This window comes from Acidobacteriota bacterium, assembly GCA_016703965.1.
Classification (GTDB): Bacteria; Acidobacteriota; Blastocatellia; order Pyrinomonadales; family Pyrinomonadaceae; genus OLB17.
In genome coordinates this window covers 1,801,496-1,813,988 of record JADJBB010000021.1, presented here as the reverse complement: position 1 = coordinate 1,813,988, position 12,493 = coordinate 1,801,496, and the positions used below count along the sequence as shown (strand labels likewise).

Genomic DNA, 12,493 nt, shown 5'->3' with positions numbered 1-12,493 from the left:
CTCTACTTCGGATCAAATGTAAAAAAGTCCGGTGCGAGCGGCTGATTTAGTCTGTATTCGGCAACCTTGATACCCCAGATGTTTTTATACATTCCACTAGTACCGTTATTTGAGAGCTCCGCACGAAAAGTATGCGGCAGTGTAATTCCCTCGACAGCTTTGAAATCTGAGAAATTCTCAGCCAGGATAGCCACGCCGCTCGCCCGGCGGTTCTGCTGCCCAAATGTCCCATCGGTCGGCTGTATCTCGTAGCGATATTCCGTACGGATGTGATTGAAGGTATCGGCGTCAAAATAGAGCTTGATAGTAAATTCAGGAGAACCGCCGCCCGCCGGGTTGTAATCGATCACATAGGCCTTGCGATCATTCACCTTCTTTGTTCCGCCGCCACCTAGCTTTGGTTTGGACTTTTGGATGTCCCAAAGCGGCCACCTCATCGACATCGCTCCTGTGAAGAGCCCTTCGCTCAACATCAATTGATGATCTGACAGAAATGACCCGAGCAGCGAACGGCTGCCGGCGGTTGTAAACGGCAGGCTGGTTTTGCCGTCAAAATAGCCGATCTTTTCAAACGGATATTCCTTTGAATTCAGGCTGATGATAAAGAATAGATTTCCCGGGTCCGACACAACGACGGCTTTGCCGCCGCCCTTGACGACCGGAACATTCGATTCGAACTCACTCGCCCCGAGTGCCATGATGCTCTTGAGAGCATCGCGGTCGCCTTTAGACCCGACGGCGTTCAGGTGCTTGGCGATGATCTCTTCGGGCTTTAGATTCTGGGCTGAAAGCCACATCGATGAGCAGGCAACGATCAGCAGAAAAAGGGGAAGCTTCTTAAGGTTTCTCATAGCGAAGGTATTTGACGATCTCCTTTCAAATTTACGGCCCCTTGATACAAAAACTAATTCGCGGCAGTTGATGCAATCAGTTCCGATGGCATCTGATACGGATTTCCAGCGCCGGCGTCGCACGAATCTATTATCAGATCACGATCAGCATCAGCTTCCACATGGCCATCGCCGAACGTCTGACTTCGCTCGAGAGCTTCGAAATAGGTCGTGATATTATCGAGGATCTCATCTGCCGAATGCGAATGGTAAAGCGTTTGGCGAAACTGGGCACCGCCGACCAGGCCTTTCGTGAACTGCCCGGCGAGCTGCTTCATTTTGCCCAGGCTGACGATCTCAGGCATTTCCTCGCGGCACATTGAGAAGAATTCAAGCAGAACGTGCTTTTTCTCGTTGAGATCCGGCTGATATGGCTCGCGGCCCTCGATGACGTCCTGGAATTGGCGAAAGATCCACGGATTCTGCATCGCACCGCGGCCGATCAGAATGCCGTCGGTCCCGGTCTCACGCCATTTGGTCATTCCGTATTCGATCGTCGTGATATCGCCGTTGCCCGATACCGGAATGCTCACAGCTTCCTTCACCTGCCTGATCAGATCCCAATTTGCGAGGCCCTTATAGCCCTGTTCCCGCGTTCGTCCATGCACCTGAATGTGTTCGACGCCGCACTGCTCGGCCATCTTCGCAACATCGACCACATTGATCGTCGATTCCGAATAACCGGTTCGCAGCTTTAGCGTCAGCGGGATCGTAATCGTTTTTTTGATCTCTTTCAGAATGTTCTCGAGCAATTGCGGGTCGCGAAGCAATCCGGAACCGCCGCCATTCTTTACGACCTTCGGAGCCGGACACCCGCAATTTACATCGAGAATATCTGCACCGATCTCCTCAGCCATCTCGGCTCCCATCGCCATTCGGTCCGGCTTTCCGCCAAATATCTGCACGGCGTAGGGACGCTCCTCTTCATCAAAACGCATCTGACGTTTCGATTTGGGATTCCCCCGTGTGAGTCCCTCGACCGAAATAAACTCAGAAACGACCAAACCCACACCTCCCCGCCGCTTTATCAAGCGGCGGAAGGTGTAGTCAGTAACCCCCGCCATTGGTGAAAGTATGAGCGGCGGGTTTATTTCGATATTGCGGATCTTAAAGGGTTTCATGTTGCCAGCTTGATGTCAGGCTGCAATCTTTTCCATAGAACTTCTATGAAGCACAATGAACTGCTCTGGCCGCAAAGCCAGCAGGCCGTACGTTTGCCCGTCGGTATCGACAAATTCAACCTCGTAAGCCTCGCCATCGTGATAGCTCTCAACGATCGCCCCCATATTCCCACGCACTAAACCCGCTTCGGGAAGGTCCTCGATCAATGCAACCGAATCAAACATTTCAGGTTTTTTCATAACTCCCCCAAGTTAATCGATAACATAGCAGGTGATCAATCGTGGCATTTCGCTACCACGATTGATCATCCAAATACTTCTGATTCGAGCACATCTGTCACCACGAACGAAGTCGAAATCCACGATATATCTGTCGCCAAATACATCGGAAACTCCGGCGACCGCTTCATTGGAATTAACGGCATTCAGCAGGGCTGACCGCAAAACCTCGTAATTGATCTGCGTTATCCCAAGGGCCGAAGCGAAGACTTTCGCCTTATGTTGGCCAACTTCGTTCGTCTGATCCAGGCAATAATTAACCAACTTTTCGACGGCAACGACGGCATTTTCCGCATTCGGAATACGCACGGTTACTTCGAAGCTTTCTTCAACTCAATACCAGTCGCTTCGAACGAAATTTCGCTTACTGAACCATCCGAATTACGATTCGGGAATTTCGCTCCGTCGTCGTTGATCATGTGATCGACCTCTTCCTTCGAGAGCACTTTGACCGTGAGAACGCCTTCAGCACGAGCCAAAGCTCCTGCGGATTCGAGCGGGATGAAGAACGCGTGGTCTTTCATCTTGACGCGAACGCTCTTGCCGTCTTTCTTTGGCGCGAGTTCAGCCCAGCAGCCTTCGGTCTTGCACGAACGAACGATAACGCCTTCAACGCGAACAAGTTTGCCAGAGAATTTCGTCGGATCCGCGAGGACCTTAGCGAGCGAGACTTTCTGTGCAGAACCTATGGCCGCACCGCGCTTCATGTAGCTGGTCGTCGGGATCGCTTCGGTTTTGTCTTTGTCGGTCGGTTTGCCCTTTTCCATCTTTTCCTGAGCAAAAGCTCCGAGTGTGAACGCAAGGATCAGGCTGGTCAAAATTACAAGTTTTTTCATAAAGTTATGTTTCCTCTCAAAATTCAATAGAATTATTTGGGTATTATATCAGTTTTCGCAGCCAGAACGCCGCTCGATGTAACAATTTGCGTCATAAACGACCGTCCCGTTCATGATCGTCATAAGGACCTTGGCGTTCCTGATATCGTCCGAACGCATCCTGAAAATATCGTCGGAAAGAACAATTAGATCCGCAAGTTTGCCGACAGAGATCGTCCCCTTCTGATTTTCCTGAAACTCCGCATAGGCCGAGCCGATCGTGTAGGCTGAAACTGCCGTTTCGACCGACACCGAGCCTGAACGAGAATTAACCGCCGCGTGGATACCCGCCAAAGGATCGATGTCGATCATCGATGCATCCGAGCCGAAAGCCACCTTTGCTCGCGAGCGAAAAATGAACGGATAGTTATCACCCGCATCACCATCGCGGTAAAACAATGCCGGCTGCATCGAAGCAATGATCGACGATCGCGAAAGCCTGGCTATGTCACCTGCCGAGATATTTCGAGCATGCTCGACGCGAAAACGGCGGTCACGCTTTCCATTCTTAGATGCAGCAAATTCGAATGCGTCGATCGTGTTTTTATTCGCTCGTGCCCCGATGGCATGCACCATGATCTGCATTCCTGCCTTGTCGGCTTTTGCAATACGAGCTCCGAGTTCGCCGCGTTCGTCGCTGCTGCCATCGGAAAAAGTTTTGACGCAGCCGCCGCGAACCATCTCGTCGCCCGTCGCCGCATGGAGCCCGATCGATTTGTCCTTTTCCCAATCGCTCATGCCGACACATTCATAGATGCGGGTCTTCAGCTTTCCGGCTTTCGCCATTTCGTGATATGTAGCGAGCAGGTTGTCTGAATGCACGTCCTGCACACTCGTCACGCCAAGCGATGCGGCGTAGCTGCTTGCGGCTTCGGTTATCTCAGCCCAGTTGGTGGCATTATCTTTTGGTATCGAATTTCGGATGAGCTGCAATGCCTTCCCGGTTACGACACCTGTCGCCCGGCCCTTGGGATCACGACCGACTTCTTTGTAGTTTGAACCAATATTTTCAGTGGGAATTCGAGCAAGTTTGAAGGCAGCGGAATTTACGAATGCGAATGCGGGATCGGCCAAATATATCAACACCGGATTGTTGGAGCTGACCGAATCAAGAACTGCTCGGCCCGGCAATGAACCAGAAGAGAGTTTTGCGCCGAGAACCCAACGCCCTTTTGGCAGAAAGCGGGTGAAATGAGCGACGCGGTCGAGCAGTTCCTGCTCGTTTTTGATATTCGATGCTTCGAGGTGTGAGAACCAGTTTCCAACGCCCGTAAAATGCACATGAGCGTCATTGAACCCCGGAATAACCAGTTTGCCATTGGCATCAATGACCTTCGTACCCGGCCCGATAAGCTCCCGGATCTTATCGATCGAGCCCACGGCAATGATCCTCGCATTGGAAACCGCTATGGCCGATGCAGTCGGCCTCTTTACATCCATCGTGCGAATATTCGCATTTGTAATGACCAATTCTGCGGGCGACTGTCCCGCAGCAATTATCGGAAACACGAGCAGGATCAGCTGGCTGAATAGGCAACGCATCTTTGAACCGATCGGATCGTGAAAAGGTCTGCTGATCAATAGATAGAGAAACTGTACTCGACTTCGCGGATGACATCGACAGTTTGTCCATCGATCTCAGCCGGAAGGAACTTTATCTTTCTCGCCGCCTCGATAGCGACGTCATGAAGCAGGTGCGGGCCCGACACCACCCAGACGGTTCCAATGTCGCCGGTACCCTTGAACTCGACCTGTAAGATGACAGTGCCCTGCACATTTTCCATTCTGGCTCGATCATCATATCGGGGACGCGGCTTATTAAGTATCAAAAGCTGTTCAGAATAAAAAACATCCTGATCGATCGTTTGTTTCCCGTTCACGACGCGAACCGCGTTCGACTGCTTGCGAGCCTGAAAATCTTTGATCTTCTGGCTTGTTTGAAGGTCTTCGACCGAGATCCTGGATCGGGGCGTTGGCTGCGTTCCCTTATTTTCAGCGATCCGGTTCATGTTCACTATTATCGAACCCAGAAACTCGGCAAGGTGTTTGTCATTATCGTCCTTAGCCAGGACGTCGACCGAATAAAATCCCGCTTTCGTTCTGAAGTATAAAGAGATGCGGTAGATCTTCTTTTTTGCTACGTAGATCCCTGTTTCAAAACCGGGGCCCGAGCGTTGTGAACCGACAAATCCTTCTTTCTCTTTGACCTTTTTAAAGTAGTTCAACTGGGCCGTTCCGCTTGAGGATCGATTGAACATTACGCGGAAGGAAACTCCCGGAACACCCGCCGAGATATTAACGAGGTCTAGGGCTTTGTCGTTATAAACGACGATCTCGCCGGGCAGCATGACCGAGAAGTCGTTGTCTTTACTTACTATTGTCCTCCACGTCGTTTCATTAGCACTTTGTGCGTACGACGTGAGAACACAAAGAAAAAGAAGTGGAAGTACAAGAAATCTCATTTCGATTCAAAAACAACTTTGCCGTCAACGATGGTTTTCAGAACCTTGACGTTCCATATCTTAGGCGGATCGATAGTAAAGATGTCGTCGGACAAAATGACCAAATCGCCAAGCTTCCCGACCTCGAGAGTTCCCTTCCAGCTGTCCTGAAATTCACCATATGCTGATCCCCACGTGAACGATCTTACCGCCTCATCAACTGAGATCTTCTGTTCCGGGATCCATCCGTTCGGATTCTTGTCGTCAAGCGTGCGGCGAGTGACTGCTGCGTAAACGCCCCACAGCGGATTAAGCGGAGCGACCGGCGAATCGGAGCCGAACGCTAAAACCGCACCGGTATCAAGCAGCGTTCGAAACGCATAAGTTCCCTTTAAACGCTTCTCATCGATCCGCTTCCATGCCCAGCGGCCGTCGTCGATGATATGGAATGGCTGCATCGAGGCCACAACCTTGAGACTGCCGAAACGCTTGATGTCTTCCTGACGAAGGTGCTGCGAATGCTCGATGCGAAAACGCCGGTCGCGTGGGCCATTTGCCTGAATGGCCTTTTCGTAAATATCGAGGATCGTTGCGTTTGCCTTGTCGCCAATGGCGTGGATGTTGATCTGCAGGCCGGCCTTATCGGCGGCTTTAACATATTCCTCGGTTTTTGGGATGTCCTCGCCCGCCAGGCCTGACGTCTTTGGATCATCCAGGTATGGCTCGAAAAGCCACGCGGTCGTCGAGCCCAGGCTTCCATCCGCATAGCCCTTTAAGCAGCCTACACGCAGCATCGCTGAACCGAATGCGTACCGAACACCCGTGCGTGCCCAGCGTTGGTAATCGGAAAGCGGCGAGCAGCCGTAGATCCTGGTTTTCAGCTTGCCCTGCCGGATCAATTCCTGATAAACGCCGACATCCGTTCCACCCGAAACGTCTGTAACGCTTGTGATGCCGAGGCTCGCAGCGTGCTCGGTCGCCGCCTGGGCGAATTCCATTTTCTCGTCCCAACTCGAATCGGGAATCACCCGATAGATGTACGACATTGCCGCGTCTTTGAAAACGCCTGCCGGATTTCCGGATGCATCACGCACGATCAAACCGCCGTCAACTTCTTTAGTTTCTTTATTTACACCGGCAAGCCGCATCGCGAGACTATTGGCGAGTGCCATGTGGCCGTCAAGGCGATCGATAAAAACGGGATTGTCGGGAGTTGCTGCATCTATCAGGGCGGCCGTCGGGAGTGCGTTCGGCGTCCAATTTTCATGGTCCCACTTTCCGCCCAAGATCCAGCGGCCCTTGGGCAGCTTTGCCGCGAACGCTTTGATCCGTGCTACGAATTCCGCCGGTGTTTTGGCGTCTCGCAGGTCGACCGAAGAAAGCTGCGACCCGGTTTCCATAAAATGCACGTGCGCATCGTTGAATCCGGGAACGATCGTTTTGCCGCCGGCGTCAATGACGCGCGTATTCGCACCAACCAGCGATCTCGTATCGGCATCTGAACCGATGGCAATGATCTTGCCGTTGAGCATTGCGATCGATTTGGCGATCGTCCGCTTGGCATCCATCGTGCGGATGTTAGCGTTCGTGATGACGAGGTCAGCTTGGCTCGTTTGAGCGACGATGTTGAGATGCACACACAGAGAAAGGGCAAACAGGACAGCGAGGACGGTAAACTTTTTCATATTTGTTCGAAGCGTAGAAAGTGTATCCTTGGATTGAGCCGATTATACCAATGAAGCAGAAGTATATCCACATTTCGAGCATCTTACTCACTCTGGCCGGCTTTGTTTTCATCGCATTCCTATACATTTCCGAGCCGCGAACGATCGCCGAGGTCGCGACAAAAAGCCAGGTCGCAATAGGCACTTACGAGATAAATAAAGAAGAATTTACGCGTGGAATGAATGCTTTCAGGTCAGAAGACTTCGGCGGCGCCCGTCTCGCGTTCGAGCGGGCGGATCCCGAGAAACGCGACGCGGCTACGCAGTTTCTCATTGCCTACAGCTTCTACCGCCAAGGCTGGGGACGTTTGTCGAATGACGATGCATTGTTTACGAGCGGACTAGCCGCCGTGGACCGCGCGATCGCGGTCGATCCGAACTATCGAACGACAGATCAAACCCTCGGGATAAAAACAGCTACTGATCTAAAAACTGAATTCGAAGACGGACTAAAGATCACGCCGTCCGATTTTAACCCGATGAAACTGACGCGTGAACGCAAATAAGTCAGAACCGCCTGCGTAAGTGGGCGGAACAAAGACGGCATACAACCTATGCAAGAGAACGAAGAGACGACAGCTACTGAGATACAGATCGGCGAACAAAACACCGTAATCCGTTTTCCCAGGCATCGTAACGAAAAGGCTACACAGACAGGTTATCTGACGTACCTCGTGCTCCCCGCGATCTTCATTGCGGTCACACTTCTCGGCGGACTGCGGCTCGGGGCGGCGGATAATGCGTTTATTTTTCTCAAACCGGCTTTGGTGTGCCTCGTTTTTGCTGCGTTGACGCTGGTTCTGTTCTTTCGCTCAGGGATGATCTCGATCGATGGATGGATCGCTGAAGACAGCCCGCTGCTCGAGAATGCAGCCGGTGTCACGGTTCTGCTCTCGTTGTTCACAGCAACCGTTCAACTCTATAACTCGCTGCTGCCGGAGCAAGGATTGACGTTTTGGGTCGTGGGATTCTGTTTCTTCTGGACGATCTGGAATAACCTGTTCGCCGAGTTCGACGCTAAACGCCTGCTGCGGAGCATGATCGCCCTGTACGGACTCGCCTTCGCCGTTAAATTTCTCGTCCTCGCAAACATAACCGCCGCCCCAACTGGTAGCTGGTGGCAGCGGTTATTTGAAAATCCCGGCAAAGAAGCCTTCACCTGGCTGTTGGAACTGCCGAAATACTCGGCCGGCACGGGCTACATTCAGTTTTTCACGCTTACGTTATATCTGATCGGACTTTTCTTGATCCCGCGAAAGATAAAATAATTAACGAAGAACCGCGGTAATCGTTTTCCCGTCACGCCGAACCCGAACGGTTCCTGTCTGAACATTCACCGACTCGATCACATCGCCCACCTGAATTCCGGCACTTGCGGCTGAGCCGCTGACCGACTGAATTCTGCCGCCGCTTCCCGACGAACTCGCCGCGATCCCGACCGAAGCCAAAAACTGACTGGCCGAAACCAGAACTTTCTTAGGAGGTCCCGGAGCATTGTCGTCGATCTCGTCCGGCTGGCGGATACTAGCTGCGTTCGACTGGCCCAGATCGACAGAACCGCCGCCCGGCTTTTCCGTTTTAACGTCCGTAGTTACAGGCGTTTTCTGCACGGTCTTTACGACCTTGTTTCCCTGATCAGGCGTTTTCACCTCGGCAACTGTCGAACCTGCGGGAATTTCCCGAACTGCTTCAGGCTGCGACGTAACCGCATCCGAAACCGGAATAACTGGCTGTGAAGGAGCGTAGGCAACCGCCGGCACATTCGCTTCTTCGGTCGAATACATCGTCTTAAAGCCGAAATAGCTACCCACCGCAAGCAGCAAAACAAGCGGCATCGCATAGCGCACTGAAACCGGCAGCCAGGACGAACGACGCTCGACGGGACGGCCTTTCGCTATGCGAGCCTTCACGTGAAAGTCAAAATCTTTCGGAGCCTGAACCCGATTTAGCGTGCCGATCAGACGGGCAACGTCTAGATGTTCCGGTTCCTGCATGTTTTTCTCTTCGTTAACCATTATAAATAATTCTGCAATTTCTCTTTCAATAACGCCCGCCCGCGGCTGATGCGTGATTTTGTGGTACCTAAGCCCAGTTCCATGATTTGGGCGACCTCATCGTAGGACTTCCCTTCGACATCGCGAAGAATGACGGGCACGCGGTATTTCTCAGGCAAGGCCGCGATCGCCTTGGCGATGATCTGGCTGCGTTCGTCATCGACGAGTTCCTCGTCGGCCAGTATCTTGCCGTCCGTCGGTTGAAACTCGACCTCGCTGTCGTCCTCGCCCTGAAAGAGCCCGGTCAAGCTAAGCAGCTTTCGCCGCTTTCGCCTGCGGATCTCACTAATTGCGAGGTTTGTCGCGATACGATAGATGTAAGTCGAAAACGCATATTGAGTGTGATATCTGTCGAGGGCAAAATAAACCCTGACAAATGTCTCCTGAGCGAGGTCGACCGCCTCTTCGTAATCATTCAAAAATCTATAGAGATAGTTCGTTAACGGATTCCGGTAACGCTGCATTATCTCGGCAAAGGCAGATTCGTCACCATTGCGCGTGGCGTCGACGAGTTCGTGGTCGGTGAGCTTTCCGTCAGCCATATGCTTACGCTGCGCCCCCACACCAAAAGTTCTTGTACTGTCGAAAGCCATACATCCATACTATTAAAAACGTAATCTTGTATAAAACAAAATCAGCCCTCGATATAGATCACGCCCGGCCGCCGAAATTGTTCCGAAATTTCGGCGGCGGGCGTGAAAGTTCGCTAAAGATCGACCGGTTTTATCGTCATTACGAGAAATATCGTATCGTTCACACCCGGCATATTCAGAGTGCCGATCAGCGTCGGAACATTTTCAGATAGCCCGACTTTGTTAAGCGTGAGGCCTATCTGTTCGTAATTAACAGCAGATCGCTCTTTGCCGGATTCGTCTTTGATAACACTGGTAATCACGGGCACTCGAGCTCCAAACCTAAACGTTTCTATCTGGAATGCCTGACTGCCCTTTGCGGTTTGGCCGGTCTTCAGTTCGTTAAGCGTCATTTCGATGAAGTTTGGCGGCTGGCTCGCGAGATCCCGCCCAAAATTGGCCCCGCTTTTATATTCGAACTTTCCCCGATTGGATATTCGGCCCAGGAGTGTCTCTGCGAGGCGGTAGTTCGAATACGAATAACTCGATTTCAAACGCTGCGAAATACCCGAGAGCGTCGAAGGAAGATTTCCCTTTTGCCCTCCGTCATTCGACCCCATCAAAAGCTGGAGCGACACCTCATAACTCGGTTCCAGCGCAGCCTGTCCAAAACCCAACACCGGCAATAAAAACAGCACGCCGGACACACCTATACTTACAATCAATAATTTGATCTTATTCATCAATAGTCTCCTGAAATAGTTTTCGGGGAGTAGCAATCAGTTAAACAGATCAGGCAGGAGAAAGTTGCAAAAAGATTCAAAGGGCGACTGGAGCGCAATCGTCACGCTTGCCAAGCGTTCAAGAGAACGCTGACGGCCGGGGTTATTGATCGAGTTGGAAATTTGTAATGTGCGTCACGCCGGAGGAACCGGCGTTGGCAAGCGGGACGCTTGCGCTCCAGTCCTAACCGGCTTTGAACAATTCCTCATCCACCTTCTGGCCGAAGGTGATGGTGCCGATGTCGGTTTCCTCGATGATCTTGTCATCGGCCCAGAGAACAGTGCGGAACGGCACGAGGGTTCCCTGTGCGTAGTTGTAATCGTAGAATTTGCGGCGGTATTTTACCCCGGCTTCCTCATAGGTGAGCATCATCACGCGCCATGATTTGGCACTGACGTAGAAGCGAGTTTTTCGCTGCTGCTTGTCGGTCACGTCGATCATGTAGTAATCGACACCCATCACCTTTTCACGCGAAGCCATCTCGATGGTCGAGCCGTTCTCTTTGTATCTTAGAAACGCCTCGAGCCCTCTTACTATCTGATTTTCAAATCCCTTTGCGGCATCTTCGCGAGGAGCAAAGACGGTGTTGTTGAAAACGCCGTAGATCTTGTCGTCGTTAAAGACCAGCGAATAGCGGGCGTTCGGGAATTCCTGGTCCAGTCGGATCTTTTCTTTATTGATGCTCTCGCCGCGAATGACAAATTTCTGATAGGTCGCCTCTTCCTTCTTGCCGTCGGGCATCGTATAGATCGCCTTGCCGCGCTCGGACGCTGTCTTGCGGATCTGGTTCAAAAGCGCCCGCCCGCCGCCATACCCGTAGGCAAAAATGAGCGACGTCTCGACGACCTGCTCAGCCGTCACGGTTTTCGGGTCGAATTTTACCGGAGCCGGCGTCCCGGCTGGTTTTGCCGGCGTCGCGGTTGGCGACGGTGACGGAGACGGAGCCGGCTCAGTCTGGCCGATCGCGGCCGAACTACACACAAGCGCAAATAGAGCGACGGTTAGAAATGATCTGAAACGCAAAAGCACTAAGAATTCTCCTCGAAACATCGGATTGTAACACAAACCGCCCCGCCAAACACCAGTCCGCCGGTGCAAACCGTATGAGATTGATGTTTATCGCACCAGAAAAGATGCACGAAACGGAACGGAAAATGGTTAATGCTTAATGCTTAATGGTAAATGCCAGGAACGCATACGCCCTGCGATGTTGCCCGCTTCCGTTTACCATTTACCATTTACCATTTACCATTAGCTTTAATGCACATCGCCCTCTACGAACCCGAAATACCCCCAAACACCGGCAACATTGCCCGGCTGTGTGCGGCCACGTTTACGAGCCTGCATATCGTTGGTGTAACTGGATTTAGAATGGACGACCGGACGCTGAAACGCTCGGGGCTCGACTATTGGGACGAGGTCGATCTGCATCGGCATATCGACATGGCAGAGCTAACTGCGAGCCTGCCCGATTCTCGTTTTCTATTTCTGACGACTAAAACAGACCGCCTATATACCGACTGGATCTACGAGCCAAATGACTGCCTAGTCTTCGGCCCCGAAACCCGCGGCTTACCGGAAATTCTCCTCGCCGAAAACGCCGGCCACTGCCTCACCATCCCAATGCCAAACCCGAATGTCCGCAGCCTGAATCTCGCGAACAGCGTCGCGATCGTTCTTTATGAAGCGATCAGACAAAGTACAAAGTAATTGCTCCCGTAGGGCGACGATTCTAGAAGCATTCCTACGGGCTT

At 52.1% G+C, this 12,493-nt stretch carries 15 protein-coding genes; 3 read left to right on the top strand and 12 right to left on the bottom strand.

Annotated features, from left to right (window positions below):
- Window positions 1-2: 2 nt before the first annotated feature.
- The 8 genes from IPG22_15155 to IPG22_15120 are packed head-to-tail and all read right to left on the bottom strand — an operon-like array spanning window position 3 to window position 7,291.
- Window positions 3-851, bottom strand: coding sequence for a hypothetical protein (locus tag IPG22_15155; protein MBK6589624.1), 849 nt, complete (start codon window positions 849-851; stop codon window positions 3-5).
- 53 nt (window positions 852-904) lie between these two features.
- Window positions 905-2,011, bottom strand: a complete 1,107-nt coding sequence (gene dusB / locus IPG22_15150) for a tRNA dihydrouridine synthase DusB (GenBank protein ID MBK6589623.1) — start codon at window positions 2,009-2,011, stop codon at window positions 905-907.
- 15 nt (window positions 2,012-2,026) lie between these two features.
- Window positions 2,027-2,251 carry a DUF4926 domain-containing protein gene (locus tag IPG22_15145; protein ID MBK6589622.1) on the bottom strand — a complete coding sequence of 75 codons (225 nt, stop codon included), beginning with the start codon at window positions 2,249-2,251 and terminating at the stop codon, window positions 2,027-2,029.
- A 12-nt stretch (window positions 2,252-2,263) separates the two neighbouring features.
- Complete coding sequence (locus IPG22_15140) at window positions 2,264-2,599, bottom strand: hypothetical protein (GenBank protein MBK6589621.1); 336 nt, start codon at window positions 2,597-2,599, stop codon at window positions 2,264-2,266.
- 2 nt (window positions 2,600-2,601) lie between these two features.
- Window positions 2,602-3,126 (bottom strand): DUF4920 domain-containing protein, encoded by a 525-nt coding sequence (locus tag IPG22_15135; protein ID MBK6589620.1) that lies wholly within the window; start codon window positions 3,124-3,126, stop codon window positions 2,602-2,604.
- A 48-nt stretch (window positions 3,127-3,174) separates the two neighbouring features.
- Window positions 3,175-4,707, bottom strand: coding sequence for an amidohydrolase (locus IPG22_15130; protein MBK6589619.1), 1,533 nt, complete (start codon window positions 4,705-4,707; stop codon window positions 3,175-3,177).
- A 35-nt stretch (window positions 4,708-4,742) separates the two neighbouring features.
- Window positions 4,743-5,627, bottom strand: coding sequence for an energy transducer TonB (locus tag IPG22_15125; protein ID MBK6589618.1), 885 nt, complete (start codon window positions 5,625-5,627; stop codon window positions 4,743-4,745).
- Window positions 5,624-7,291, bottom strand: a complete 1,668-nt coding sequence (locus IPG22_15120) for an amidohydrolase (protein ID MBK6589617.1) — start codon at window positions 7,289-7,291, stop codon at window positions 5,624-5,626. The genes IPG22_15125 and IPG22_15120 overlap by 4 nt, the downstream gene beginning before the upstream one ends.
- A 50-nt stretch (window positions 7,292-7,341) precedes the next feature.
- Between IPG22_15120 and IPG22_15115 the strand changes: the two genes are divergently transcribed.
- Window positions 7,342-7,836: a hypothetical protein gene (locus IPG22_15115; protein ID MBK6589616.1), complete on the top strand. Its 495-nt coding sequence runs from the start codon at window positions 7,342-7,344 to the stop codon at window positions 7,834-7,836.
- Between the two features lie 48 nt (window positions 7,837-7,884).
- Window positions 7,885-8,598 carry a hypothetical protein gene (locus tag IPG22_15110; GenBank protein ID MBK6589615.1) on the top strand — a complete coding sequence of 238 codons (714 nt, stop codon included), beginning with the start codon at window positions 7,885-7,887 and terminating at the stop codon, window positions 8,596-8,598.
- Here IPG22_15110 and IPG22_15105 read toward each other — a convergent pair whose 3' ends face one another.
- The 4 genes from IPG22_15105 to IPG22_15090 form a co-directional block, all read right to left on the bottom strand.
- On the bottom strand, window positions 8,599-9,345 hold the full coding sequence (locus IPG22_15105; GenBank protein MBK6589614.1) for a hypothetical protein: 747 nt from the start codon (window positions 9,343-9,345) through the stop codon (window positions 8,599-8,601).
- Window positions 9,345-9,926 carry a sigma-70 family RNA polymerase sigma factor gene (locus IPG22_15100; GenBank protein ID MBK6589613.1) on the bottom strand — a complete coding sequence of 194 codons (582 nt, stop codon included), beginning with the start codon at window positions 9,924-9,926 and terminating at the stop codon, window positions 9,345-9,347. Before IPG22_15100 ends, IPG22_15105 begins: the two co-directional genes overlap by 1 nt.
- Before the next feature lie 164 nt (window positions 9,927-10,090).
- A complete protein-coding gene (locus IPG22_15095; GenBank protein ID MBK6589612.1) occupies window positions 10,091-10,699 on the bottom strand; it encodes a hypothetical protein in 609 nt (202 codons plus the stop codon).
- A gap of 223 nt (window positions 10,700-10,922) precedes the next feature.
- Window positions 10,923-11,768 (bottom strand): hypothetical protein, encoded by an 846-nt coding sequence (locus IPG22_15090; protein ID MBK6589611.1) that lies wholly within the window; start codon window positions 11,766-11,768, stop codon window positions 10,923-10,925.
- Between the two features lie 231 nt (window positions 11,769-11,999).
- Between IPG22_15090 and IPG22_15085 the strand changes: the two genes are divergently transcribed.
- On the top strand, window positions 12,000-12,449 hold the full coding sequence (locus IPG22_15085) for a tRNA (cytidine(34)-2'-O)-methyltransferase (protein ID MBK6589610.1): 450 nt from the start codon (window positions 12,000-12,002) through the stop codon (window positions 12,447-12,449).
- Window positions 12,450-12,493: the final 44 nt, after the last annotated feature.